This window comes from Gammaproteobacteria bacterium (assembly GCA_011375345.1).
Lineage (GTDB): Bacteria > Pseudomonadota > Gammaproteobacteria > DRLM01 > DRLM01 > DRLM01.
This window is the reverse complement of record DRLM01000157.1, coordinates 1-23,981: the sequence shown is the minus strand read 5'-3', so window position 1 is coordinate 23,981 and position 23,981 is coordinate 1. Positions and strand designations below refer to the sequence as shown.

General features: G+C 62.4%; 24 protein-coding genes and 1 pseudogene. 15 read left to right on the top strand and 10 right to left on the bottom strand.

Features of this window, described 5'->3' with window-relative positions; translation table 11 throughout:
* Window positions 1-187: MBL fold metallo-hydrolase (locus ENJ19_12120; protein ID HHM06466.1), on the bottom strand; the 187-nt coding region annotated here is incomplete at its 3' end.
* 110 nt (window positions 188-297) lie between these two features.
* Here ENJ19_12120 and ENJ19_12115 point away from each other — a divergent pair.
* The 5 genes from ENJ19_12115 to ENJ19_12095 all read left to right on the top strand — a co-directional run bounded on the left by ENJ19_12115 (window position 298) and on the right by ENJ19_12095 (window position 4,934).
* Window positions 298-1,056: a methyltransferase domain-containing protein gene (locus ENJ19_12115; GenBank protein HHM06465.1), complete on the top strand. Its 759-nt coding sequence runs from the start codon at window positions 298-300 to the stop codon at window positions 1,054-1,056.
* Window position 1,057: 1 nt separating this feature from the next.
* Window positions 1,058-1,495, top strand: a complete 438-nt coding sequence (locus ENJ19_12110; protein ID HHM06464.1) for a ribonuclease HI — start codon at window positions 1,058-1,060, stop codon at window positions 1,493-1,495.
* A 3-nt stretch (window positions 1,496-1,498) separates the two neighbouring features.
* Window positions 1,499-2,224: a DNA polymerase III subunit epsilon gene (locus ENJ19_12105; GenBank protein HHM06463.1), complete on the top strand. Its 726-nt coding sequence runs from the start codon at window positions 1,499-1,501 to the stop codon at window positions 2,222-2,224.
* Window positions 2,225-2,442: 218 nt separating this feature from the next.
* Complete coding sequence (locus ENJ19_12100) at window positions 2,443-4,416, top strand: ankyrin repeat domain-containing protein (protein ID HHM06462.1); 1,974 nt, start codon at window positions 2,443-2,445, stop codon at window positions 4,414-4,416.
* A 53-nt stretch (window positions 4,417-4,469) separates the two neighbouring features.
* Window positions 4,470-4,934: a TerB family tellurite resistance protein gene (locus ENJ19_12095; GenBank protein ID HHM06461.1), complete on the top strand. Its 465-nt coding sequence runs from the start codon at window positions 4,470-4,472 to the stop codon at window positions 4,932-4,934.
* On the opposite strand, the gene ENJ19_12090 is transcribed toward ENJ19_12095, so the two are convergent.
* Genes ENJ19_12090 through ENJ19_12080 form a run of 3 tightly spaced genes read right to left on the bottom strand, consistent with a single transcriptional unit; the run spans window position 4,894 to window position 7,849 of the window.
* A complete protein-coding gene (locus ENJ19_12090; GenBank protein ID HHM06460.1) occupies window positions 4,894-5,598 on the bottom strand; it encodes a hypothetical protein in 705 nt (234 codons plus the stop codon). The genes ENJ19_12095 and ENJ19_12090 overlap by 41 nt on opposite strands.
* A complete protein-coding gene (locus ENJ19_12085; protein ID HHM06459.1) occupies window positions 5,598-6,236 on the bottom strand; it encodes a CDP-alcohol phosphatidyltransferase family protein in 639 nt (212 codons plus the stop codon). Before ENJ19_12085 ends, ENJ19_12090 begins: the two co-directional genes overlap by 1 nt.
* Window positions 6,233-7,849: a M48 family peptidase gene (locus ENJ19_12080; protein HHM06458.1), complete on the bottom strand. Its 1,617-nt coding sequence runs from the start codon at window positions 7,847-7,849 to the stop codon at window positions 6,233-6,235. The genes ENJ19_12085 and ENJ19_12080 overlap by 4 nt, the downstream gene beginning before the upstream one ends.
* Window positions 7,850-8,333: 484 nt before the next feature.
* Here ENJ19_12080 and ENJ19_12075 point away from each other — a divergent pair, with 484 nt between their 5' ends.
* The 3 genes from ENJ19_12075 (at window position 8,334) to ENJ19_12065 (ending at window position 13,943) form a co-directional block, all read left to right on the top strand.
* Complete coding sequence (locus ENJ19_12075) at window positions 8,334-9,383, top strand: efflux RND transporter periplasmic adaptor subunit (protein ID HHM06457.1); 1,050 nt, start codon at window positions 8,334-8,336, stop codon at window positions 9,381-9,383.
* A 4-nt stretch (window positions 9,384-9,387) separates the two neighbouring features.
* Window positions 9,388-12,642, top strand: a complete 3,255-nt coding sequence (locus ENJ19_12070; GenBank protein ID HHM06456.1) for an efflux RND transporter permease subunit — start codon at window positions 9,388-9,390, stop codon at window positions 12,640-12,642.
* 533 nt (window positions 12,643-13,175) lie between these two features.
* Window positions 13,176-13,943 (top strand): lytic transglycosylase domain-containing protein, encoded by a 768-nt coding sequence (locus ENJ19_12065; protein HHM06455.1) that lies wholly within the window; start codon window positions 13,176-13,178, stop codon window positions 13,941-13,943.
* Here ENJ19_12065 and ENJ19_12060 read toward each other — a convergent pair.
* From ENJ19_12060 to ENJ19_12040, 5 genes and pseudogenes are all read right to left on the bottom strand, one after another.
* The gene (locus tag ENJ19_12060) at window positions 13,938-15,305 is read right to left on the bottom strand and encodes an adenylosuccinate lyase (GenBank protein ID HHM06454.1); all 1,368 of its coding nucleotides are present in this window, start codon (window positions 15,303-15,305) and stop codon (window positions 13,938-13,940) included. The genes ENJ19_12065 and ENJ19_12060 overlap by 6 nt on opposite strands.
* Window positions 15,306-15,317: 12 nt before the next feature.
* Window positions 15,318-15,968: a lysogenization regulator HflD gene (gene hflD / locus ENJ19_12055; protein HHM06453.1), complete on the bottom strand. Its 651-nt coding sequence runs from the start codon at window positions 15,966-15,968 to the stop codon at window positions 15,318-15,320.
* Window positions 15,969-16,087: 119 nt separating this feature from the next.
* On the bottom strand, window positions 16,088-17,194 hold the full coding sequence (gene mnmA, locus ENJ19_12050; GenBank protein ID HHM06452.1) for a tRNA 2-thiouridine(34) synthase MnmA: 1,107 nt from the start codon (window positions 17,192-17,194) through the stop codon (window positions 16,088-16,090).
* A 44-nt stretch (window positions 17,195-17,238) separates the two neighbouring features.
* Window positions 17,239-17,386, bottom strand: a pseudogene (locus tag ENJ19_12045) (NUDIX hydrolase).
* 18 nt (window positions 17,387-17,404) lie between these two features.
* Window positions 17,405-17,593 carry a hypothetical protein gene (locus ENJ19_12040; GenBank protein ID HHM06451.1) on the bottom strand — a complete coding sequence of 63 codons (189 nt, stop codon included), beginning with the start codon at window positions 17,591-17,593 and terminating at the stop codon, window positions 17,405-17,407.
* Window positions 17,594-17,668: 75 nt separating this feature from the next.
* Here ENJ19_12040 and ENJ19_12035 point away from each other — a divergent pair, with 75 nt between their 5' ends.
* Genes ENJ19_12035 through ENJ19_12010 form a run of 6 tightly spaced genes read left to right on the top strand, consistent with a single transcriptional unit; the run spans window position 17,669 to window position 22,568 of the window.
* A complete protein-coding gene (locus tag ENJ19_12035; GenBank protein HHM06450.1) occupies window positions 17,669-18,352 on the top strand; it encodes a MotA/TolQ/ExbB proton channel family protein in 684 nt (227 codons plus the stop codon).
* Window positions 18,349-18,777, top strand: coding sequence for a biopolymer transporter ExbD (locus ENJ19_12030; GenBank protein ID HHM06449.1), 429 nt, complete (start codon window positions 18,349-18,351; stop codon window positions 18,775-18,777). Before ENJ19_12035 ends, ENJ19_12030 begins: the two co-directional genes overlap by 4 nt.
* Entirely contained in the window at window positions 18,774-20,561 is a 1,788-nt protein-coding gene (gene msbA, locus ENJ19_12025) for a lipid A export permease/ATP-binding protein MsbA (GenBank protein ID HHM06448.1), read from the top strand. The genes ENJ19_12030 and msbA overlap by 4 nt, the downstream gene beginning before the upstream one ends.
* 21 nt (window positions 20,562-20,582) lie before the next feature.
* Window positions 20,583-21,602 (top strand): tetraacyldisaccharide 4'-kinase, encoded by a 1,020-nt coding sequence (locus tag ENJ19_12020; GenBank protein HHM06447.1) that lies wholly within the window; start codon window positions 20,583-20,585, stop codon window positions 21,600-21,602.
* Between the two features lie 31 nt (window positions 21,603-21,633).
* The gene (locus tag ENJ19_12015; GenBank protein ID HHM06446.1) at window positions 21,634-21,816 is read left to right on the top strand and encodes a Trm112 family protein; all 183 of its coding nucleotides are present in this window, start codon (window positions 21,634-21,636) and stop codon (window positions 21,814-21,816) included.
* Window positions 21,813-22,568 (top strand): 3-deoxy-manno-octulosonate cytidylyltransferase, encoded by a 756-nt coding sequence (locus ENJ19_12010; GenBank protein HHM06445.1) that lies wholly within the window; start codon window positions 21,813-21,815, stop codon window positions 22,566-22,568. Before ENJ19_12015 ends, ENJ19_12010 begins: the two co-directional genes overlap by 4 nt.
* Window positions 22,569-22,591: 23 nt before the next feature.
* On the opposite strand, the gene ENJ19_12005 is transcribed toward ENJ19_12010, so the two are convergent.
* Window positions 22,592-22,876: a hypothetical protein gene (locus ENJ19_12005; GenBank protein HHM06444.1), complete on the bottom strand. Its 285-nt coding sequence runs from the start codon at window positions 22,874-22,876 to the stop codon at window positions 22,592-22,594.
* Window positions 22,877-22,977: 101 nt separating this feature from the next.
* Here ENJ19_12005 and ENJ19_12000 point away from each other — a divergent pair, with 101 nt between their 5' ends.
* Entirely contained in the window at window positions 22,978-23,466 is a 489-nt protein-coding gene (locus ENJ19_12000) for a low molecular weight phosphotyrosine protein phosphatase (GenBank protein ID HHM06443.1), read from the top strand.
* The last annotated feature ends 515 nt before the right edge of the window (window positions 23,467-23,981 follow it).

Sequence of the window (23,981 nt, the reverse complement as noted above, 5' to 3'; positions counted from 1 at the left end):
CCACACCGCCGGTGTGGTCGGAATGACGGTGGGTCACCAGGGCGGCCGCCAGCGTCAAGCCGTGGTCAGCCAAAAAACCTGAAACCTGTGGCGCCTGCCCGGGGTCTACCACTACCGCCTGTCCCTGCTGTTCCACTAACCAGATGTAATTATCATCAAAAGCGGGGAGGGGATGGACCGTCAACATGGTCCGCATGCTGACAGGGGCGACGGCCCAGGTCAAATCCTTCTATACTGAAAAGCTGCCGTGCGCCCCCGGTCCAGCACCGTGGGGCCGGACCAACAACGAAAACCGGTATGGATTACGAGCGTAGCCATGTCATCGCCCAGCGGGAGGCGCTTCGCCAGTGGTTCAAGACGCCCCTGGGTCTGAGCCTGCTTGGGGATGAACGGCTTGTCCTGGATGCTGTCCTCGACACCTTGTTTGGCTACTATGCGCTGCAAATCGGTGTGGCGGCGGATGCGGACCTGTTGGCGAAGAGCCGGATTCGTCAGCGCATGGTGCTGGACGCCGCGCTCCTGGGCCCGGGCCAGGTCAGCGCGGGTCCGGGCGCCTTGGGCGAGCCTGACGCCCTGCCGGTCATGACGGACTGCATAGACCTGGTGCTGCTGCATCACACTCTGGAATTTGAACCCGATCCCCACGAGGTGTTGCGGGAAGTTGACCGGATCCTGATTCCCGAGGGGCATGTGATCATCGTGGCATTCAACCCCTGGAGCCTTTGGGCCCTCAAACGCCGCTTGAGAAAGCGCCAGGCGCGGCCCCCCTGGTGTGGCCACTATTTGGGATTGAACCGCTTGAAGGACTGGTTTCGTTTGCTCGGTTTTGACATTGAACTGGTGCGCCCCGTCGCCTTTCGTCCGCCCCTGGAGCAGGAGCGGCTGATGCAGCGGCTTCAATTCATGGAACGGGCAGGCCGCCGCTGGTGGCCCATGTTTGCCGGGGTGAACATTGTTGTGGCCAAAAAGCGTGTCGCCACGCTGACGCCGATCAAACCCCGCTGGCGCAGCGCCCCGGTGGTGGCCGATGCCATTGAGACCAGCGGAAGCCGGTGAGTTGAAAAGCGTAGAGATTTTTACCGACGGTGCCTGCAGGGGAAACCCCGGGCCCGGAGGCTGGGGGGCGGTATTGCGCTGTGGCGACACCGAGAAGGAATTGTATGGCGGAGAAACGGACACCACCAACAACCGTATGGAACTGATGGCCGCCATCGCCGCCCTGGAAGCCCTCAAGCGGCCCTGCCGGGTGGCGTTGACCACCGACTCGCAGTATGTCAAAAAAGGCATCACCGAGTGGATGCCGGTCTGGAAGCGTCGAAACTGGCAGACCGCTTCTAAGAAGCCGGTTAAAAACAAAGAGTTATGGCAGCGCCTGGATGCCGCCGCCGCGCGCCATGAGATTGACTGGCACTGGGTGAAGGGCCACGCCGGTCATCCGGAAAATGAGCGGGCTGATGCCTTGGCCAACCGCGCCATCGACGAACTCAGGGAATAAGCCATGCGCCAGATTGTCTTGGACACGGAAACCACCGGGCTGGAGCCTGCCGCCGGACACCGCGTGATCGAAATCGGCGGAGTGGAACTGGTGAGCCGCCGTATCACTGAGCGGCGTTTTCACCACTATCTACAGCCCGACCGGGAGATTGACCCGGGAGCCATGGAGGTCCATGGCATCACCAACGACTTCCTTGCCGACAAACCCCGTTTCAAAGATGTGGTGCACGAGTTTCTGGACTACATCAAAGGGGCCGAACTCATCATCCACAATGCGCCCTTTGATATCGGTTTTCTCAACCACGAAATGAAAATGGCCGGTGTGGAGCCCGGCCGTATAGAGGACTACTGCAGCGTCACTGACACCCTGGCCCTTGCCCGTCAGCTCCACCCGGGCCAGCGCAACAATCTTGATGCCTTGTGCAAGCGTTACGGTATCGACAACACCCAGCGCACCCTGCACGGTGCGCTGCTGGACGCAGAAATTCTCGCCGATGTCTATCTGGCCATGACCGGGGGCCAGGCCACCTTGACCTTGGAGCACAGCCGGCATCCGGGCCAGGGGGGGGAAGTCGTGCGGCGCTTGCCCGCTGATCGTCGCCCTCTGCGCGTGGTGGTGCCCACTGAGGCCGAATTGGCCGCCCACGATCGCTATCTTGACTTCCTCGACCGCGCCTGTGCCGGGGGGAGTGTGTGGCGGCGGTCTGTCTCGCCGCCCCAACCCTCCTGAAGCACTGCCATTTCCAATCTTTAGTGTTATAGTGCACCTTGGTTTAAAGTCGATGGCGCATGGCCCGCATGGAAGAACAATGGGCTGCGGTGCTGTAATGGTAAGGCAGTGCCGGGAGGGGGTGACGGGCAAAACCATCACGTCACCAGTGAGACCTTCCCCGCGGTTGCAGGCACGCACAATACATCGGCGGGATTCGGAATTTGGGGGAAAATAACATGGCTCACTCGGCTGCGCGCTGCGGAGAATCGGGCCGGCATTTCGCGCCCGGCTCACTGGCTGTTTTGGTGTTTTCACTGTTGTTGCTGGCGGGGTGTGTCGGGGGGCCGCCTCCCGCTGCGGAGGGCGCGGCGGAGGCGGATTCCGCGCAGGTCAGCGCACCCGAAAGTGCGGCAGAGCCGGAGGCCGACATCGCCGCCGCCGAGGTGGCGCCGGCGGCCGAAGAGCCGGCTGCCGGCGCCGGCCAGGAGGCCGCCGCCCCGCCTCCCGTTGTGTTCAAGGCCGAAGACATCGAGGGTTTTGTCAAGGCCGCCCGCTTCGGCCAGGCCGACAGCATCAAATACTATCTTGATCGCAAGTTTCCCGTAGACGAATCTGATTTTCTTGGTAACACCGCGCTGATTTCAGCGGCCAACGGGGGGCATGCCGCCATTGTCGACACCTTGCTCAAGGCCGGTGCCAATCCCAACGCCCAACGCAACGACGGCCGTACCGCGCTCATGGCTGCCGCCGCCCGCGGCGATATTGCGGTGATCAAACGCCTGGTCGAAGCCGGGGCTGAGGTCAACATCAAAGACCAACAGGGAGAGACCGCCCTGTTTGACGCGGTGCGTTATGGTCACCTCGATGCTGTCAAAGCCCTCCTGGCCGCCGGAGCAGACCCCAATGTGCAAAACAATTTGCGCGCCAACCGCCCCAATGGCGGGTATACGCCGCTGATGTACGCGGCTGACCATGTGGCCGATTTGGTGTCCGCCCGTGACTGGCTGCAAATCGTCAACACGCTATTGGAAAACGGCGCCGACCCCGACATCCGTGACACCAAGGGCCGGTCAGCGCTGTCCCTGGCCCTGGACCGGGGCCATGTTGATTTGGCCTCGGCCCTGGAGGAACACGGCGCCAAGCAGGTCCTGACCTACAGCGGTCTGGGTTTGAACGACGCGCTGATACTCGCGGCGAGCAACGGCGATGCCCGAAAAGTACGGGAGTCCCTCACCCTGGGCGCCGATCCCAACGCGGTGAACCGTGCCGGCGTCGGACCGCTGATGGCGGCGGTGTATGGGGGCAGTCTGGATGCGGTCAAGGCTTTGGTGGAGGCTCGCGCCCGCATCGACCGGGTACCCACGGGCTTTCGCGCCTGGACCTGGACCGGGGCCAGGTTGTCCCTGGGGGTCCAGCCCCTGGCGCGTGCCGCCTCCATTGGCGATACGGCCTTGATCCTTGCCGCCCGTGGCGGTCACGCCGACATTGCCGCCTATCTTCTTGCGCAGGGCGCCAATCCCAGTTTGAAAAATTTGCACGACGATTCACCCCTGTCCGTGGCGGCCGAGCGCGGAGATGCGGATATCATCGCTTTGCTGCTGGCCAAGAATGTGGATCCCAATGAAGGGACGCAAAGCAGTCATGAGTTTTTGGGGCGGACCCTGGTGGGGCTCAAAGACGTGCAACGCAATACTCCGCTGATCAAAGCCGCCCAAGGGGGGCACGAGGCGGCGGTGCAGGCCCTGCTCGAAGCCGGGGCGGATCCGGATGTGCGCGGTATGGCCGGAAAAGTGGCCTTGTACTGGGCGGTGGAACGTGGTCACCAAAAAGTGGTGCGTTTGCTTCTGGATCATCACGCTGACCCGGATATCAAATCCCAGGCCGGCCTGACACCTTTGATGGAAGCGGCCAAAACCGGCCGGCTGCCCATGGTGGAGGCCCTGGTGAAAAAGGGCGCCGATGTCAATGCCCGGGAAGGGGACGAAGTTTTGCCCGGTACCATTGATGTCAGCGGGGGGGCCGGCATGACGCCTTTGATGTTCGCCGCCGTGGGCGGTCACGCCAAGGTGGTGGAAGCCCTGCTGAGAGCCGGTGCCGACGTCAAGCTGCGCAACCGGAACGGGCAGACCGCCCAGGACGAGGCGGCCAAGAACGGTTACCAGGACATCGTGCAGCTCATTCGCAGCGTGAATGTGGCCAGTGGCCAATGACGGCTTGTTGTTGTGAGGTGACTTGGAGCGTGTTCGCGTGGGCGGGAATTTAAGTGAGCAACCGTTTCCAGCGTTTTTTTCAGGAGCAGGTCCTGGCCCGCGTGAAAGCGGGCCCAGGCGCCGACAGTGATCGGGCGCTCAAGCTCGCCACGGCGGCCTTGCTGGTGGAAATGACGCGGGCGGATTTTCGTACCACGGCAGATGAAGACAAGGCGGCTCGGGATGCGTTGCAGGACTTTTTCCAGTTGGACAGGAATGAGGCCGAGTCTGTAGTCGCCCTGGCCGGGGAGGAAGCCGATCGCGCAGTATCGCTTTACCCTTTTACGGAACTGGTGGACAAGAATTTTTCTGCCGGGCAGAAGGAGCGCATCATTGAAATGCTATGGCGCGTGGCCTTTGCCGACGGTCACAAGAGCCATCACGAAGAGCATCTGGTGAGAAAAGTCGCCGCTTTGCTCCACGTTCCCCACCACCGCTTTATCCATGCCCGCCAGGTGGTTGAAAACGGCGCTCAATAAAATTCAGTACGTTGCCTGTTGATGCACCGATGATTTCCCAGCGCGCTGCCAGGGCCTGCTGTTCCAGCTTCTTGTCAGGATATACAGCCACGGCTTCGCCCACCTGTTCGAGCAGTGCGGCATCGTAGTGGGAATCACCGTAGGCCACGCACTCGCTGAGACGCGCGCCATAGCGCCGGCACAGCGAGTGCGCCAGGATGAGCTTTTCCCTGCCAAAGGGATGGCGCAGGGGCGGATGTGCCAGGAAACGGCCATGGTGCGTGCGCATGCGTGTTCCACACCAGCCGTGGGCCCCGATGCCGCGCGCCAGGGGGGTGGCGATGAAGTCCGGTGTCCCTGAGAGCAGGATCACGAAGTCCCCCTTGTCGTAGTGGTCGGAGAGGCGTTGATGCATCACCGGCCGCACGCGATGGAGCAGTTCCTCCTTGACAAACTGCGCGGCCCAGCGGGCGACCTTTTGCACCTCAAGGCCGGTGAGATAAGCCTTGTTTTTCCGCCCTACCTGGCGGCCGTAACGTGGCCACCAGCGGCAGAAAAAGCCCAGGCCCGCCATGGCCTGACGCGGCCCCAGCCGCCCGCTGTGGGCAAGATGGCTGATGAAGGCGGACTCGGAGCTGCTCCCCGGCAACAACGTGCCGTCGACATCCAGCAGAACCAGGGCCATCAGCGTGGTTCTCCCATGTGTTGGGGCGGCCGTTTCAAACCTTCATTTACGACGAACTCCAGCAACACCGGCACACCGCGGATCAGACAAACGGCGACAGCAAGATAAACCAGTATTTCACCGGTCAAGGTCATGGGGCCGGACCACGCCGACCAGAGGCTGGGAAAGACGGCGGGCCAGGGCTGCAACAACAGTATCCACGCAAAGGCGGCGGCTTTGACGAAGCCGTAGAAACCGCGCATGAATCGGCCGGCGACCAGGAAGCGGGCCAAGGGCGTACGCAGCATGGCAAAAGCGTTCTGACCGCGGGCGGCGCCGTGACAGCGCACCGAATCCACCAGGAGGCTGCGGGTGATGAACACCAGGGCCACCCATACAGGAATCAGGTCCAGATCAGCCAGCACGATCCACAGCACATTTTCCACCACCCGGTCCACGGCGATGTCGAACACCGACCCGAACAGGGAGCTTTCGCCCCGCTTGCGGGCGATATAACCGTCCAGCCCGTCGAGGGCGATGATAATGGTGAGCAAGACGGGGTTGGCCAGTTGCCAGGGCGGGGGGGCGTCGTAAACCATGCCGACCAGCACGAACACCAAGACGAAGCGCCCGGCAGTGATGAGGTTGGCGATGTTCATTTGCTTTCCATTTCCAAGGCGGCTTCCTGTTTGAGTTCACCCAGGCGGGCCTGGATGCGGGAACGGCGGTAGAAATCGGTGGGGTCGGTCAGCTCCAGGGCCTGCTTGAGATAGGAAATGGCCATCATGGTGCTGCCGTTCAGGTAGGCGTGCTCGGCCAGGGCCTGATAGGAATCGCCGGCCTGACCCGCCTCGCGGTCCGCCTGGGCCAGGAGCTTGTACAGCAGGGGTTTGGGTTCCCGGTAGCGCAAGAAGTCTTGCAACAGGCGGCGGGCGTCCACCGCCTGGTCGGCGCTGATCAGGGCTTTGGCGTAGGCGACGGTCAGGGGGAAGTTGCGGGGAAAGAGTTTCATTGCCTTGGCATAGTATTGCAGGGCCTGGCTCAGATGGCCCGCCTGTGTTTCGATCTCGGCCCGGGCGGCGATGAAATGGATATTGTCCGGCGCATCGCGGAGCAGGCTCTGGATTTGCCTGCGTGCCTGCCTGGGGTGTCCCGCGGCGGACAATGCCAGGGCGTAGCCGTAGCGCGCGGCATGGTATTGCTCACCGTTGTAGGCCTTTTCCAGGGCGTCGGCGAAGTATTTGACGGCAGTTGCCGGATCGGCCGCGGCTCGCACTCTCAAGCGGGCCTGGATCAATAAAAAACTGCTGTTTCCGGGACGGGTGTGGAGGGGCGCGTACTGTTCCGCCCGGTTGCGGGTGTCCGAAATACGTGAGGTGGTGACCGGGTGGGTGCGCAGCATTTCCGGCGTCCCGCTGCCGGCGAAGCGGTCCTGGCGGCTGAGCTTTTCGAAAAAAGCGGGCATGCTGCGCGGGTCGAAGTCCGCGCCGGCGAGGATTTGCATGCCCACGCGGTCCGCCTCTTTTTCGTTTTGGCGGGTGAAATTGATGAGGTTTTGCTCCGTGGAGGCGAGCGTGGCGGCGATGGCGGCCTGGCCGCCCTGGCCGCTGCTGGAAGCCAGGATGAGGGCGGCGATCAGCGCGGCGGCCGCCGGCAGGGTCATGCGTTGCGCCTGGTCAAAGGTGCGCAGCAGGTGACGCTGGGTGACATGGGCGATTTCGTGGGCCAGCACGGCGGCCACTTCGCTTTCATTCTCAGCGGCCAGCAGCAAGCCGGCATGCACCCCGATATAGCCGCCCGGGCCGGCGAAAGCGTTGATGGTGCGCTTGTCCACCACAAAGAAATTGAACAGGCGCCGGGTGTCCGCCGCCGCCACCAGGCGGTAGCCCAGGCTCTGCACGTATTCTTCCACGAAGGGGTCGTCCACCAGCGTTGCCTGGTGGCGGACGCTGCGCATGAATTCCTGCCCCAGGCGCTGTTCTTCGTAGCTGGACAGCAGGCGGTCGCTGCTTTCACCCATGTCCGGCAGGGTGATGCCTGCATCAGCCCTTGGGAAAGAACTGGATGCCAGCAGAGTCACCGTCAGGAATAGATTCATTACGCGCTGCATGGCAAGGGATGGCCTGATGGCTGCCTGGTTGGGAATGACGTGGTTTCGATGGCCGGCGGGCCGGGTTGCCAGTGAACTTCCTATACTTGTACTTGCTGTCAGCCTTGTGAGGCCGCGATGTCCTGGCCCCCTGGCGCTGAAGATGGCGGCCACGCGGGGCATTTCAACGGCCTGGGCCTTGCGCCCACAACAATATGCCTGTCTTGCGCCGGTAAGTCGAACGTAACATTTGCTTGTCTGAGTGTGGACACGGAGTTATATGACCGTGGCCGGCTTAAGAAAATCCCTAATTGGCGATGGGTGGGGGTACGACGAGTTCGTATTCAATATTTCGATGATTATTTGAATATATAGCTTTGTTATGCCAGGCCGGCAATTGAAATTGTCCGCTTGATGGCGCGGCACCGGGAGGTGCCGCCACAGGCGCCAGCCACTGGGAGCCCGCGGACTCCCCGCCATGTCGCCAGACGGCGGACGGATTTGGCGGGCGGCACAGGGAGGTGCCGCCATTGGCGCAAGTCAATGCGAGCCTGCGAAATACCAGCCATTTCGCACAATGGCGCCCGTATTTCGCGGGCGGCAATCAAACAGGTCAGCACGACCTGTTTGATTGCCGGGTTAATAGTGAAAAACGGAGCATAGTGCAGTGATCCGACTCTGGAGAAAATGGCCGCTGACCCTCTGTTTGTTGTGGGGCGGCTGTGGCCTGCCGGCCGTGGCCGGCGAGCTGAAGACGGCCACCGCGGAGTATGTCAGCGCGGCCCAGCGCCACGAGCTGGATGGTGTGGTGGAGGCGGTCAAACAATCCACGGTGGCGGCGGAAATCGTCGGCCGGGTGCAAGACGTGCTGTTCGACGTGGACGACGTGGTGGAAAAAGGCGCGGTGATTGTCCGCTTCCGCGATACTGAACAGCGGGCCCGCGTGCGCCAGGCCAGCGCGGTGGTGGAGGAGGCGGGCGCGGCTTTGCGGGAGGCGGAGCTGGAGTTCGCCCGGATACAGGATCTGCATCGGAAAAAGCTGGTGGCCAAGTCCGAACTGGACCGGACCCAGGCGGCTCTGGAGAGCGCCCGGGCGCGGCTGAAAGCCGCCCGGGCCGGTCTGGCCGGCGCCCGGGAGCAATTGACTCACACCGTGATCCGCGCCCCCTACAGCGGCATCGTGGTGGCCCGCCATGTGGAAGAGGGGGAGACGGTGGGGGTGGGCCAGGCCCTGATGACGGGGCTGTCCCTGGAGGAGTTGCGGGTGACCAGCCGCGTACCCCAGTCCCTGGTGGAGGCTGTCCGGCAGCGGGGTCGGGCCTGGGTGCGCCTGCCCGACGGGCGGACACTGGCGGCCACGGGCCTGACCGTGTTTCCCTACGCCGACACTCCCAGCCACAGCTTCCGGGTGCGCTTGCGCCTGCCCAAGAATGTGGCGGGGGTGTATCCGGGCAGTTTTGTCAAAGCGCTCTTCGAAACCGGTGAGCGAGTCAGTCTGGTGGTGCCGTCCAAGGCGCTGGTGCAGCGCAGCGAGGTGACGGCAGTGTACGTGCTGGATGCGGCCGGACGGGTGGGCCTGCGCCAGGTGCGCGCCGGCCGTGCGTTGGACGGGCAGACCGTCATCCTGGCAGGTTTGGCGGAAGGCGAGCAGGTGGTTCTCGACCCGCTGCTGGCGGGCAAGGTGTTGCGGGAGCAGCGCGCCGGCGCGGGGGAGTAAGTCCATGGACCCGAGGCTGGGCCTGGCCGGCGCCGTTGCCGCCAAATTTCTCCACGCTCACGTCACGCCTTTGCTGGCGCTCACGGGCGTGCTCATGGGCTTGTTTGCCGTGCTGGTCACGCCCCGGGAGGAAGAGCCCCAGATTGACGTCACCTTCGCCAACGTCTTCGTGGCCTTTCCCGGCGCCAGCGCCGCGGAAGTGGCGGAACTGATCAGCACTCCCGCCGAGCAGGTGTTTTCCGAACTCAAAGGGGTGGAGCATGTTTATTCTGTGTCCCACCCGGGCCGGGCCGTACTCACGGTGCAATTCGAAGTGGGTGTGCCCCGCCAGGAGGCCATCGTGCGGCTGCACAATGCCGTGTTTTCCCACCAGGACTGGCTGCCGCCGAACCTGGGCGTGGGGCAGCCTATTGTCAAGCCCATGGGCATCGACGATGTGCCCATTGTCGCCCTGACCCTGTGGACTGATGATGAGAGTCGTGGCGCCTTTGAGCTGCAGCAGGTGGCCCACGCGGTGGAAGTGGAACTCAAGCGCGTGCCGGGCACCCGGGATGTCTACACCATCGGCGGCGCCGACCAGGTGGTGCACGTGCTGCTGGACGCTGCCCGCATGGCGGGTTACGGCATTGTCCTGGAGGATTTGCGCCGGGCGCTCCGCACTGCCAACCACGCCGCTGATGCGGGCAGCCTGGTGGCCGGCAACCGGGAAATCCAGGTTCGGGCCGGTGAGCTGCTCAGCACACCGGAGGAGATGGGTGGTCTGGTGGTGGGGGTGCACGACGGCGCGCCGGTGTATTTGCGCGACGTGGCCGAGGTGCGGCGCGGGCCGGATCAGGTCGAGCGCTACGTGTGGCTGGGCACCGGTCCCGCCGCCGGCCGCAAAGGTATTGCAGCGCCGGGCGAGTTTCCGGCGGTGACGCTCGCTGTGGCCAAAAAACCGGGGGGAAACGCCGTCCACATCGCCCGCCAGGTGATCGATCGTTTTGAAAGCTTGCGCGGTACCGTGGTGCCTGATGGGGTGCACATGACCGTCACCCGCAACTACGGCGAGACCGCCGACGCCAAGGCCAGGACGCTCATCACCAAACTGGTGTTTGCCACGGTGTCGGTGGTGGTGTTGGTGGCGCTGGCCCTGGGCTGGCGGGAGGCCTTCATCGTCGGCACGGCGGTGGTGGTGACCCTGACCATCACCCTGTTCGCCTCCTGGGCCTGGGGGTTTACTATCAACCGGGTGTCCCTGTTCGCGCTGATTTTTTCCATCGGCATTCTGGTGGACGACGCTATCGTGGTGGTGGAAAACATTCACCGCCACAGGCAAAGGGGCGGCAAGCGCTTGGCCGAGGCCATCCCCCTGGCGGTGGACGAAGTGGGCGGGCCCACCATTCTAGCCACCTTCACCGTCATCGCGGCGCTGCTCCCCATGGCCTTTGTCACCGGCCTCATGGGGCCTTACATGAGCCCTATACCCATCAATGCCAGCATGGGCATGTTGATTTCCCTGGTCGTGGCCTTCGTGCTGACGCCGTGGTTGACCTGCCTGGTCTATCGGCGGCGGGCCGGGGCCGCCAGTGGCGGCACCGCAAACCACCCGCCGCCGGCGCAGGGCAGGCTGGAGCGGCTTTTCCGCCGGGTGCTGGGGCCGTTTTTGAACCAAAAGGGCGCCCGTGCCCGCCGCTTTGCCCTGCTGGGCATCACGTTGGTGTTGATCGGCGGCGCAGTGAGTCTGGCGTATTTCAAGCTTGTGGTGCTGAAAATGCTGCCCTTCGACAACAAGTCGGAGCTGCAAGTGGTGGTGGACATGCCGGAAGGGGGCAGCGTGGAACAGACCGCCCGGGTGCTGGCGGCCCTGGGCGCTCACATCGCCACCGTGCCGGAAGTGACCGACTATCAGGCCTATGCGGGTACGGCGGCGCCCATTAATTTCAACGGCCTGGTGCGGCAATACTATTTGCGCCGGGGCGCGGCCGTGGGTGAGCTCCAGGTGAACCTGGTGGCCAAGTCGGAACGTGACCGCAAGAGCCACGACATCGCCCTGGCCTTGCGTGCCCCGCTGCAAGAGATCGGCGCCCGTTTTGGCGCCAACGTCAAAATTGTCGAGGTGCCGCCGGGGCCACCGGTGCAGGCGCCGTTGGTGGCGGAGATCTACGGCGTCGACTACGACGGCCAGATCCGCATCGCCCGGCAGGTGCGCGAATTATTCGAGCGCACCGCGGACGTGGTGGACGTGGACGACAGCGTGGAGGCCCACGCCCCGCGCTTCATCCTGCACGTGGACCGGCACAAAGCGGCCCTGCTGGGCGTGAACCAGCAGACCATCATTCAGGCCGTGGCCACGGCCCTGCAGGGGGAGGACGTCACCCATCTGCACAGTGCCCATGTGAAATACCCTGTACCGGTGCGCCTGGAGGCCACCGTGGCCGACAAGGCCGATCTCACGTTTTTGACCAACTTGAAAGTACGTGCCGGCAACGGCGGGTTGGTGCCCTTGTCCGAGCTGCTGAGCTTGACCCGGTCAGCGCGGGAACAGAGCATCTATCACAAGGACCTGCTGCCGGTGGTCTTTGTCACCGGCAATGTGGCGGGTGCGACCGACAGCCCCCTGTACGGCATGTTCGACCTCTTCGGCCAGTTCAGCGGGCAAGCCTTGTTCGCTGGCGAGCCGCTGTCGCAATCCCTGATCGCCCAGCCTGATGACCCCTATCCTTACGCGCTCAAATGGGACGGCGAATGGCAGGTCACCTATGAGACTTTTCGTGACATGGGCCTGGCCTATTCCGTGGGCCTGGTGCTGATTTATCTGTTGGTGGTGGCGCAGTTTCGTTCCTATGTGGTGCCGCTGATCATCATGGCGCCCATTCCCCTCACCCTTATCGGCGTCATGCCCGGCCATGCCTTGCTGGGCGCCACCTTCACCGCCACCTCCATGATTGGCATGATCGCCCTGGCCGGCATCATCGTGCGTAACTCCATCTTGCTGGTGGATTTCATCAACGAAGAAATCGACAAGGGTACGGCCCTGGAAGAGGCCGTCATCCGCTCGGGCGCTGTGCGCGCCAAGCCCATCGCCCTGACCGCTTTGGCCGCCATGCTGGGCGCGTTGTTCATTCTCGATGATCCTATCTTCAGCGGTTTGGCGGTGTCCTTGATTTTTGGGGTGTTGGTCTCCACTTTGTTGACCCTGGTGGTCGTGCCCACTTTGTATTACCTCCTGCGGGCGCGGCAGGACCGGTTGTCATCCTCCAGCCGGAGTAACCGTTAAACATTGCAAACAGCTCAGACGGTGCCTCCTCAGGGTCGCGGCGGGTCGGCTAGACTTTGTTCCTGCCAAAGGCAGGGGCTGGCCGTTGGGGTCATCGGGAACCTGGGTCTGGAACCGCGGCCCGCCCGGCGGTGAGGGGGAATATGTTGGTTTTTTTGACAAGCCTTTGTTTTTCAAACCGGGGCGGTCTATAACTTCATTCTAAGTCGTTGTTGAGAAATAATTTCAACAATCAGGCATTAAAATTGCTAAAATATAATTTTCCGACTTTGGCATAGGGATTTGCGTTGGCGGCGCGGGTTTGCTGCTGCGTGATCATAGTCTGGGCCGAAGTCGTTCGGGGAAGCAACTACCGCTTAAAGAGGGACGCAGCATCGGTGTGGAAATGCCGGTGCGGGGTAGGTTTTGTATTTTGAAAACAACCTGTGTGAGTGACGGTTCTTTTTCGAAGAGGTAGTGAGGTGGCGACCAATCAATCTGGCAAGTCTGCGTCCGGATCCGGGCGGTCTTTTCTGGCTCCCGCATTTCTGTTTATGGCGCCCATGGTGTTGACGGGCATCATGGTCGCAGTGACCCAACCCCTGCCGGTGGAGTCGGGCTTCAATGTGAGCGCGTTTTGCGCTTTGAAAGAAGCTTCCGAACGGGCGCTGCCGGCCCCGGTTTCCCGGCCTGTCCTGGATAAAACGTGGCTGGCCAGCCTCAACAACTCCATCGGCGATGTCGTACCTCCCGAGCGCCACTCTTTTTGGAATCCGCTGGGTAAGGCCTACCTCACCTCCGAGCAGGAATACCTGCTCAAGCTGGCATACCGGATGGGTCGCGAGGACGGCGATGCCAGGCATGCCGAGTTGGTGCAGGCGGTGTTGATGCAGGAAACCATCGCCGGTTTGCTGGGACGCATCGGACACATGACGGCCCGGGTGGGCAAGCGTTCCTACGGTGTGATGCAAGTCAAAGTGAGCGCTGCCCGCGATGTGCTGCGGCATCATCCGGAGCTGGGGCGTTTCCCTGCCGATGAGTTGCTCATTGCGCGCTTGCTCAGTGACGATGAATTCAACATTCGCGTGGGATCGGCCTTTTTGAAAATCCTGCGAAAAAAAACCCACAGCGACGAAGCGGCGCTGGTGGCCTATAACATCGGCCTCAGGGCGTCGCGCAAAGTGCGCCGGCCGCAACACTTCGCTTATGTAGAAGGCGTGCAGCGCTATGTGACCGAGCTGGTGCGGCCTTTCAACCGCCTGGTGATAGAGCAGCCCCTTACGGTGGCCAGCACTGGCGCGTTGAAAAATACGGATTTATAAATTCCGTGCCTGCCGGGCTGCGGTTCCGGTGTAGCTGTTCGGCGCGAGTGCCAGCAGGCGTGTTTTTTCGGACTCTGGTATGCTCAGGCTCAGAACAAAGGTGTGCAGCAGCTCGCGGGTGACGTCCTGGCCGCGGGTCAGTGCCTTGAGCTTTTCGTAAGGTTCTTCTATGCCGTAGCGGCGCATCACGGTTTGCACGGCTTCCGCCATCACTTCCCAGGCCTTGTCCAGATCCATGGCGATGCGGGTGGTGTCGGCCTGCAATTTGGCGATGCCCTTGAGTGCCGAGCCGTAAGCGATGCTGGAATGGGCGATGCCCACACCAAGATTGCGCAGCACGGTGGAATCGCTGAGGTCGCGCTGCCAGCGCGACACCGGCAGCTTGGCGGCCAGGTGTTCGAACAGTGCATTGGCGATGCCCAGGTTGCCTTCGGCGTTTTCAAAGTCGATGGGATTGACCTTGTGGGGCATGGTGGACGAGCCCACCTCGTTGCTGAGCACCCGCTGGCGGAAATAACCCAAGGCAATATAGCCCCACACGTCGCGGCTGAAGTCCAGCAGCACGGTGTTGAAGCGTGCGACAGCGTGGAAGTATTCCGCCATGTAGTCGTGGGGTTCGATCTGGGTGGTGTAGGGATTCCATTCCAGGCCCAGGCCGGTGACGAAGCCTTCGGCCAGGCGGGCCCAGTCCACTTCGGGGTAAGCGGCGATGTGGGCGTTGTAGTTGCCCACGGCGCCGTTGATTTTGCCGAGCAGGGGCACGGCTGCCAGCTGTGCCCGTTGGCGCCGCAGGCGGTAGGCGAAGTTGGCCATCTCCTTGCCCAGGGTGGTGGGAGAGGCGCTTTGCCCGTGGGTGCGCGACAGCATGGCCACCCCGGCGTGGTCATGGGCCAGGCGGGTCACGGCGTCGATGAGATCACTCATCTGCGGCAGCACGATTTGGGCGCGGGCCTCCCGCAACATGCAACCGTAGGCCAGGTTGTTGATGTCTTCCGAGGTGCAGGCGAAATGAATAAATTCGCTGACCGCCTCCAACTCGGCGTTGCCGGCGATTTTTTCCTTGAGATAGTATTCCACCGCCTTGACGTCGTGGTTGGTGGTGGACTCGATGTTTTTGATGCGCTGGGCATCGTCCAGGTCGAAATTTGCCACAATGGCATCCAGGATGTGGTTTGCATGGGCGCTGAGCGGGGGCACTTCCGGAATGTCCGGATGTTCGGCCAGGGTTTGCAGCCAGCGGATTTCCACGTTGACCCGGTGGCGCATCAGGCCGTATTCGCTGAAAATGGGGCGCATGTCGGCGGTTTTGGCGCCGTAGCGGCCGTCGATGGGGGAGAGGGCAGTCAGGGAAGACAGGTCCATGGCAGGCTCCTTCTATTGGGGCGGCGTCGGTGAGTCGGCACTGGCGGCCAGTAGCCGTTCCGTTTCGTCCAGCATTTTGCGGCGCCCAAACAAGACCTGCAGGCGCCGGCCGCCGCGCTGGTGCCACAGCACCGCCGAACGGATGGCGGCCAGCAACAAGGCACGCACCCGGTTGGCCACGTCGGGATTGGCCAGATAGCCTTGTTCACCGCTCACCATGACGCGGGGCGACAGCGTGCTCACGGTATCCAGGTAGGTGTCCGCCAGGCCGGCGACGATGTTGTCATGCGTGAGAGGGAAGTGCTCGCTTTGTGCCTGGGCCTTGGCAATGCCGGTGCGTATTTTTCGCAGCAGCTCCGGCTGGGCGCTGAGCTTGCGTTCCAGGTGCAAGACGGTGACAACATACTTCAGCAATTCCGGACTGCGTTTGTCCTTTTCCCCCGCCAGTTCATCGCGCAGCCGTTCCAAGCCGTAGCGCAGCCCCTGGATGCCACCGTAGACTGCCGCGGCGTTGTCCGCATCCACGGCCAGGATACTGCGCAAACTGGCCTCGAAGGCCTGTTCGTCCACGCGGCCCCGGTGGGCCACCTCCTGCACCAGGCCGGCAGCCTGAAACACGCCGGCCAGGGCCAGCACACGATCGGTCAGTTCATTCATGGACAAGGTCGTTCACTTTGTTTGTGGTTTCAATCCGGCGATTAAAATGGCCGGGTCAATAAATAAACTCAATCGCTCGCGCGATCGGTTTGCGCGCGGGGCAGCCCCGCCCCGCAGCTTGTTTTTCACCCGCCTGCCAAACTGGCGTGCCGCTCATAACTGTCGATGACAGCGCCGCCCAGGCATTCCTCACCCTGATAAAACACCACGGACTGCCCCGGAGTGATGGCCCACTGGGGCTCGTCAAAGACCACTTTCAGGATCTCACCTTCGGGCCTGACCGTGCAGGCCCTGGCCGTTTGCCGATAGCGGGTTTTGGCCTTGCAACGCAGCGGAAAGCAGGGCGGTTGGCCGGCGATCCAGTGAGGTGTGCTTGTGTGCAGCGCAGAACTCAACAGGGCAGCGTGGTGGTGCCCCTGGGCCACCACCAGCACGTTCTCGCGCAGGCATTTGTCCACCACGTACCAGGGTTGGTCGCCGGCGTTGCGGCGGCCACCGATGCCCAGGCCCCGGCGCTGGCCCAAAGTGTAATACATCAGCCCGCGATGGCGGCCGAGCACCTCGCCTGCGGGGGTGCGTATGTCGCCTTCCTCGGTGGGCAGGTAGCGGGAGAGAAAACGCTGGAAATCCCGTTCGCCGATGAAGCAAATGCCGGTGCTGTCTTTCTTGTTGGCGTTGGCCAGGCCGGCGTCAGCGGCCAGGCGGCGCACCTCGGTTTTATGCAGTTCGCCGACGGGAAAGCGGGTGCGGCCCAGTTGGGCCTGGGTCAGGGTATAAAGGAAATAGCTCTGATCTTTCCCGGCATCCCGGCCGCACAACAAACGGAAGCGGCCGTCCCGCTCGTCCACACGGGCGTAATGGCCGGTGGCGATGCCCTCCGCCCCGAGCGCCAAGGCGTGGTCAAGAAAAGCTTTGAACTTGATTTCCTTGTTGCACAGAATGTCGGGGTTGGGCGTGCGGCCGCGCCGGTATTCCTCCAGAAAATACCGGAACACCCGGTCCATGTACTCCCGGCTGAAATTCACCGCTTCCAGCTCGATGCCGAGGCGTTCGCACACGTCCAGCGCGTCTTTCGCATCCACCGCTGCAGTGCAGGGCTCGGCGGGGTCTTCCTGCTCCCAGTTTTTCATGAACAGGCCCCGCACCGCGTAACCTTGTTGTTTGAGCAGCAGGGCGCTGACGGAGGAGTCCACCCCGCCGGACATGCCGACCACCACGGGGCCCGGCTTCATCGTATTCACCGTCGTTCACCGTTTAAGAAAAGCATCTCCCGCTACACGGCGGCGAGCAGGCTTTCGTCTTCCTCCAGATGCCCGGGGGGCTGCTTGTAGACCAGCCGTTCGGCGCAGCGTTCCTACACCAACAAAAAAACGGCCGCCGGATTCGAGCACGGCCGCCACGGTAACACGGGGTGTCCAGACCATCGGAAAATTATAAAGGATTCAGCGGGTTTTATCATTGTCCAGGGGTATGCCGGTTTCCAGCCGTTCGCCCGGCTGCTGTTGCCCCAGGTGCCTGGTGGCACAGGCGCCGGTGACGGGAATGTAGCCGGCCAGCGCGTTTCGACCGTCGGCATCAGTGAACGGGCAGAGGGCGTTGTGGGGTTTGTTGAACACTAGGGTGACAGGCATGGCTGAACGACCTGTGTGAGGGGAGTGGCGAGTGCCCGAAAATGCGCCTGTCTGTTCCTACCAAAATTAAGTATCATGCCCCGCTTCAGTGTGGTTTTTCCACTTTTGTGCAGGAGCAAAAGACCTAAGGTGTGGGAACTGGTCCAAGCCGGCGGCTGGGTGATGGTGCCCATTTTACTGTGCTCGGTGGCGGCGCTGGCGATTATCGTTGAGCGCGCCTGGGCACTTCGTACCCAGCGGATATGTCCGCGCCATCTGGTCAGTCAGATCTGGCAGTGGGCGCGTTCGGGGCAGCTGGATGCGGCCCGTATCACCGATTTGCGGGCGGGTTCGCCATTGGGCCGGGTGCTGGCCGCCGGGCTGGTGAACCGGCACCACAGCCGGGAGGTGATGAAGGAAAGCATTGAAGAAGCCGGCCGCCACGTGGTGCTGGAGTTGGAACGTTATCTCAACAGCCTGGGCACCATTGCTTCCGTCACGCCGCTGTTGGGTCTGCTGGGCACGGTGCTGGGTATGATCAAGGTGTTTACGGTGATCACCACTCAGGGCGTGGGCAGTCCCACGGATCTGGCCGGGGGCATTTCCGAGGCCTTGATCACCACTGCCGCCGGCCTGACCGTGGCCATTCCTGCCTTGATGTTCTACCGCCATTATCAGCGCCGGGTGGACGAGCTGGTGGCCACCATGGAGCAGGAAGCGTTGAAAATGGTGGAGATTCTCCACGGGGAACGGGAGGCGGGGGAGGAGAGCCTGTCGTGAACCTGCGCAAGTTCCGCCGGGAGGAGCCCAACGTCAATCTCACGCCGCTGATCGATGTGGTGTTTCTGCTGTTGATTTTTTTCATGGTGTCCACCACGTTTCAGCGGCGTTCGGAGATCCGGATTGACCTGCCCCAGGCTGCGGAACAGCAGCGCGCCGCAGACAAGGCGCCCATCGTTGTTGTCATTGACAAAGCCGGGCGGTTTTACGTGGACAATCAGAAAGTAATCAATACCCAGAGCGACACCTTGAAACGGGCGCTGCGCCAGGCGGCGGGCGATCGCAAAGACCCGCCGCTGATTCTGAGCGCAGACGCCCAAACCCCCCATCAGGCGGTGGTGACCGCCATGGACGCCGCCCGGCAACTGGGGTTTGTGCGCTTGTCCATTGCCACCCGGCAGTCGGCAGACAAGGCCTCCCAATGAGCACTGCCGGGGACAATATCGCCGCGGCGGCGGTGTACCGCCGGCTGCTCGGCTATTCCACCCACTACTGGCAGGGCTTTGCAGTGGCCGTGGTGGGGATGGTTTTCTACGCCCTCACCGAGCCGGGTTTTGCCGCCCTCATGAAACCCATGCTGGATGGCAGCTTCGTCGACCGGGACCCGGACATCATTACCCTGATCCCGTTGCTCATCATCGGCTTGTTTCTGGTGCGCGGGGTGGCGGGTTTCCTCTCGTCCTATTGCATGACCTGGGTGGGCCGCAACGTCATCCGCGATCTGCGGCGCGAAATGTTCCACCAGTTGCTGCATTTGCCTGCCTCATTTTACGACCGCAACGCCTCGGGGCAGCTCATCTCCAAATTCAACTTCGACGTGGAGCAGGTGGCCCAGGCCGCCACCCAGGCGGTGACGGTGGTCATTCGGGACACGATCACCCTCTTCGGCCTGCTGGCCTGGATGGCTTATCTCAACTGGAAACTGACCTTGTTGTTCCTGGTGGCCGGGCCGCCCGTTGCCGTGGCCGTGGGGCGGGTGAACAAGCGCTTTCGCGAGGTGGGTCGGCGCATTCAAGATTCCATGGGCGAAGTGACGCGCGTGGCAGAAGAGGCCATTGCCGGTCAGCGCCTCATCAAAACGTTTGAGGGGCAGGAGACGGAGACGGTGCACTTCAGCGAAGCCAATGAGCATAATCGCAAACAAAACATGAAGTTAACAACTGTTTCTCAAGTCAGTATGCATGTGATCCAGTTGGTTGCCGCAGTGGCCTTGGCAGGGATCATTTATGTGGCGACCCGGCCTGCCATGCTGGAGTCCATCACTGTGGGCGCCTTTATGTCCTTTGTGGTAGCCATGATGATGATGCTGCCGCCCATGAAACGGCTGACCACTGTGAATGCCGCCTTGCAGCGGGGCATCGCCGCGGCGCACAGTGTGTTTACCCTGCTGGACAGCGCACCTGAGCAGGACCGCGGCCAAGTGCGCATGGGCCGCGCCCGGGGAGCGGTGAGCTTTCGCCAGCTCGGTTTCCACTACGAGTGCAGCAAAGGCGAGGTGCTGAGCGACATCGATCTGGAGATTCAGCCGGGCGAGTGCGTCGCGTTCGTGGGCCGCTCCGGCAGTGGCAAGTCCACCCTGCTCAGCCTGCTGCCGCGTTTTTACGATCCCACCCGGGGCAGTGTGCTGCTGGACGGCGTGGACGTGCGCGCGTTGCGTCTCAAGGATCTGCGCGCCCAGATCTCCTGGGTGGGGCAGGAAGTGGTCCTGTTCAACGACACCGTCGCCCGCAACATCGCCTACGGCGCCCTGGGTGGTGCGAGTGAGGCGGATATCATTCACGCCGCCGAAGCCGCCCACGCCATGGAATTCATCGAGCGCCTGCCCGACGGTCTGCAAAGCCGGGTGGGGGACCGGGGCGTGCTGCTCTCCGGCGGTCAGCGTCAGCGTCTTGCCATCGCCCGCGCCTTGCTCAAGGACGCGCCGGTATTGATTCTCGATGAAGCCACCTCGGCGCTGGATACCGAGTCCGAGCGGCGCATTCAGTCGGCCCTGGCGGAGGTGATGCGCCACCGCACCACGCTGGTCATCGCCCACCGCCTGTCCACCATCGAGCAGGCGGACCGCATCGCCGTGATGGAGCGGGGCCGCATTGTCGAGCTGGGCACCCACCGGGAATTGCTGGACAAAGATGGGATCTACGCCAGCTTGCACCATTTGCAGTTCCACGAGGCCGCCCCGGCTGCCGGACCGCTTGTCACCGCTTCGTAGATGGGCGCCGTACTCGAACGCATGTGGTACGGCAAACACTGGGCGGCGCCCCTGCTTGCGCCCGTGGGGCATCTGTACTGCGCGCTCGCCGCCGCCCGCCGCGAGGCCTATCGCAAGGGCTGGTTAAAAGCCACGCGTCTGCCCGTGCCCGTTATCGTGGTTGGCAACATCAGCGTGGGCGGCACGGGCAAAACACCTTTGGTGCTCTACCTGGTGGCGTATTTGCGGCAGCGTGGACTGCGGCCCGGCGTGGTCAGCCGGGGGTACGGGGGACAGTCCCGGCGCGAGCCGCGCGACGTCGGCCCGGACAGTGACCCCTATGCGGTGGGTGATGAGCCGGTCTTGATCGCTCGGCGCACGGGGGCGCCGGTGGTGGTTGCCCCGGACCGGGTGGCGGCAGGCCGTCATTTGCTGGCCCGGCACGACTGCGATGTGCTTGTCGCCGACGACGGCCTGCAGCACTACGCTTTGGCGCGCGACCTGGAAATTGCCGTGGTGGACGTGGCGCGGGGGCAGGGCCGGGGCCGTTGCCTGCCCGCCGGCCCGCTGCGCGAGCCGCCGACGCGCCTCGCTTCGGTGGATCTCGTGATAAATCGCGAGCCAGGGGGCAGGGAGCCCGGTATGCGCCTGCATGGCGGAGAGTGGATCAACCTTGCCGATCCCAGCCGCCGCCAGGCACCGAAGACCTGGCAGGGCAGGGCGGCGCACGTCGTTGCCGGTATCGGCTGTCCCGAACGGTTTTTTGCCGCCGTGCAAGCCCTGGGTTGCCGGGTGCACGGGCATGCGTTTCCCGACCATCACCGGTTTGAGGCGGCCGATCTTGCCTTTGGCGATGATTTGCCCGTGCTGATGACGGAAAAGGATGCGGTAAAATGCCGTCGCTTCGCCCGGGCGGATTGGTGGTATCGGCCCCTGGACGCCGAATTGGACGCTGCCACGCTCGCCCGGCTGGAAACGCTGCTCATAAACCGGGGTATTCTATCCGCCCGGGCAGGCGCTGCCCGGCGTGGCGCACCGGGCGCGCAGCGCGATCCGGGGTGACAGAGGCCTCCAACAAACAGGACGAACATCAATGGACAAAAGATTGCTGGATATCTTGGTGTGCCCCATTTGCAAAGGGCCCTTGGTGTACAACAAGTCGGCGCAGGAATTGATTTGCAAACCCGATCGCTTGGCCTACCCTATCCGCGACGATATTCCCGTGATGTTGGAAGACGAGGCGCGGGAACTCGCCCCCGATGAGGAGGTGGCGTGAGCCCATTCCGGGTGGTAATTCCGGCGCGTTTTGGTGCGCGCCGTCTGCCGGGCAAGCCGTTGCGCCTGTTGAAAGGCCGTCCCCTGATCGAACACGTCTACGGCCGGGCCCGGGCGGCCGGTGCGGATGAAGTGATTGTGGCCACCGACAGCAATGAAGTGCGGGACGTGGCCGAGGGCTTTGGCGCCGATGTCTGCATGACCGCCACGACGCACCAAAGCGGCACCGAGCGCCTGGCGGAAGTGGTGGCCCGGCGGGGGTTTGCGCCGGAGGACATCGTGGTGAACGTCCAGGGGGATGAACCGTGCATCCCGCCCGAGCTGATCCGCCAGACGGCAGCGGGTTTGGCTGAACATCCGGACGCCAGCATCGCCACCCTGTGCGAGCGTATCACCACCACGGCCGAATTATTTGACCCAAATGTGGTGAAAGTGGTGCGGGACCAGGCCGGTTATGGCATGTATTTCAGCCGCGCGGTGATTCCTTGGGACCGCGAGGCCTTTGCTGTCACCACGGAAGTGCTGCCGCCGGAAGCGGAACACTACCGCCACATCGGCCTGTACGCCTACCGGGCGGGTTTTTTGCCGGCCTATGTGCAATGGGGGCCTTGTCCGCCGGAGTGCCTGGAGCATTTGGAACAGCTGCGTGCACTGTGGCATGGCCGGCGCATTTACGTTGATGTGGCAGTGAGCACCAGCCCGCCGGGGGTGGACACTGAAGCGGACCTGGCGCGCATGGAGGCGTTGCTGTAAGGGCCGGAAGCCGGCCGCCGGGTTCAGGATTCCGTTTCGAGCAGCTCAAGGTCCAGCACGGCAGGGTTGATGTCATGACCATCCCGGCTGAACAGCGGGACGGTCAGCGTGGAAGGTACCCGGCGGTGCGCTTCACCGTGTTGGTCGGGCTGGATCACCGTATGGTGCTCGCAGTCGCTCAGCACCAGCGCCGGGTCTTCTTCAAGGACTTCAATGATTTCCCAGCGCAGCCCCAGGTAGCGCACTTGTGATCCGATGAGTTGTCGTAACTGTTCAGTTTGAACCGTGTCATTATTCAGTATGATCATGGACTCAAGTATAAATCGCTGGATGGATTAGGCAATCACCGGCAGTGATCCGGCACAAGACAAATACAATAACAAATCCGATTAGTTTTGGAGTGAAGCCGATGCTTAAAGTGTTGTTTGTCTGTATGGGAAACATCTGCCGCTCCCCCACGGCAGCGGGTGTGTTCCAACGCCTGGTTGAGCAGACCGGTATGCACAACATGGTGGAGATCGATTCGGCCGGCACCCATGCCTATCACGTGGGCAGCGCCCCGGATCCCCGGGCCCAGAAAGCCGCTTACCGCCGGGGTGTGGATCTCAGCACGCAGCGTGCCCGGCGGGTTGCCGCGGAGGATTTCGACTACTTTGACTATATTTTGGCGATGGACGCTGACAATATGCGTCATCTGCGCGAGGTCTGCCCGCCGCAGGCCGCCCACAAACTGCGCTTGTTTATGGAATTTGTGCCTGACCCGGAAGTGACCGACGTTCCCGATCCCTACTACGGAAACGCCACTGGTTTCGAACGCGTGCTGGATCTGGTGGAACTGGCCTCAGAAAATTTCTTGCGCCATATCCGGGAAACACACGGCAGCAGTTATGGGCGCTAGCCCGCATTGCTGCTGATTTCATATTTTGGCTACTTTTTTGAAAAATCAATCTGAAAACCGGTAGCTGTCACATTAAATCTGAACTGCCACACCTGATCAGGTCATACATCAGAGTTGCCTACAGCCCGCCTCTTAGTGACAAAGAATGATCCATTCTGATTCTACCCGTATTGTTCTTTTGCAGAAAATTTGGCAAGCGTTTTCCGGTTTGGTAACTGCCCTGCTAGTAACGTATTTTCTCTCTTCCAAAGAGCAGGGCGTGTACTACGCCTTCGGTAGTTTGCTAAGCGGATATATCCTCCTTGACTTAGGGTTATCCGGTCTGCTAGTCCAGGTTTCCGCGCGTATGTTTCCTGGGTTAAAGCTCCAAGGTGATGGCCATATTTCGCCCGATGGATTAAGCCGGTCTGCATTTTTGTCTATGATGAAATGGAGTAAGCATTGGTATATACGAATTGGCTTCGTCTCGCTTGTGTTGATACCTGTTGGTTTCCTCTATTTCAGCTCTGCCAATG

Excerpts from the sequence above, each read along its gene's own strand:
- ENJ19_12065 (HHM06455.1), top strand. The coding sequence starts at position 13,176 with ATGGCGCCCATGGTGTTGACGGGCATCATGGTCGCAGTGACCCAACCC.
- ENJ19_12080 (HHM06458.1), bottom strand. The coding sequence starts at position 7,849 with ATGCCCCGCGTGGCCGCCATCTTCAGCGCCAGGGGGCCAGGACATCGC.
- ENJ19_12105 (HHM06463.1), top strand. The coding sequence starts at position 1,499 with ATGCGCCAGATTGTCTTGGACACGGAAACCACCGGGCTGGAGCCTGCC.
- ENJ19_12100 (HHM06462.1), top strand. The coding sequence starts at position 2,443 with ATGGCTCACTCGGCTGCGCGCTGCGGAGAATCGGGCCGGCATTTCGCG.
- msbA (HHM06448.1), top strand. The coding sequence starts at position 18,774 with ATGAGCACTGCCGGGGACAATATCGCCGCGGCGGCGGTGTACCGCCGG.
- ENJ19_12040 (HHM06451.1), bottom strand. The coding sequence starts at position 17,593 with ATGCCTGTCACCCTAGTGTTCAACAAACCCCACAACGCCCTCTGCCCG.
- ENJ19_12015 (HHM06446.1), top strand. The coding sequence starts at position 21,634 with ATGGACAAAAGATTGCTGGATATCTTGGTGTGCCCCATTTGCAAAGGG.
- ENJ19_12090 (HHM06460.1), bottom strand. The coding sequence starts at position 5,598 with ATGGCCCTGGTTCTGCTGGATGTCGACGGCACGTTGTTGCCGGGGAGC.
- ENJ19_12000 (HHM06443.1), top strand. The coding sequence starts at position 22,978 with ATGCTTAAAGTGTTGTTTGTCTGTATGGGAAACATCTGCCGCTCCCCC.
- ENJ19_12085 (HHM06459.1), bottom strand. The coding sequence starts at position 6,236 with ATGAACATCGCCAACCTCATCACTGCCGGGCGCTTCGTCTTGGTGTTC.
- ENJ19_12035 (HHM06450.1), top strand. The coding sequence starts at position 17,669 with ATGCCCCGCTTCAGTGTGGTTTTTCCACTTTTGTGCAGGAGCAAAAGA.
- ENJ19_12005 (HHM06444.1), bottom strand. The coding sequence starts at position 22,876 with ATGATCATACTGAATAATGACACGGTTCAAACTGAACAGTTACGACAA.
- ENJ19_12020 (HHM06447.1), top strand. The coding sequence starts at position 20,583 with ATGTGGTACGGCAAACACTGGGCGGCGCCCCTGCTTGCGCCCGTGGGG.
- ENJ19_12060 (HHM06454.1), bottom strand. The coding sequence starts at position 15,305 with ATGGACCTGTCTTCCCTGACTGCCCTCTCCCCCATCGACGGCCGCTAC.
- ENJ19_12115 (HHM06465.1), top strand. The coding sequence starts at position 298 with ATGGATTACGAGCGTAGCCATGTCATCGCCCAGCGGGAGGCGCTTCGC.
- mnmA (HHM06452.1), bottom strand. The coding sequence starts at position 17,194 with ATGAAGCCGGGCCCCGTGGTGGTCGGCATGTCCGGCGGGGTGGACTCC.
- ENJ19_12070 (HHM06456.1), top strand. The coding sequence starts at position 9,388 with ATGGACCCGAGGCTGGGCCTGGCCGGCGCCGTTGCCGCCAAATTTCTC.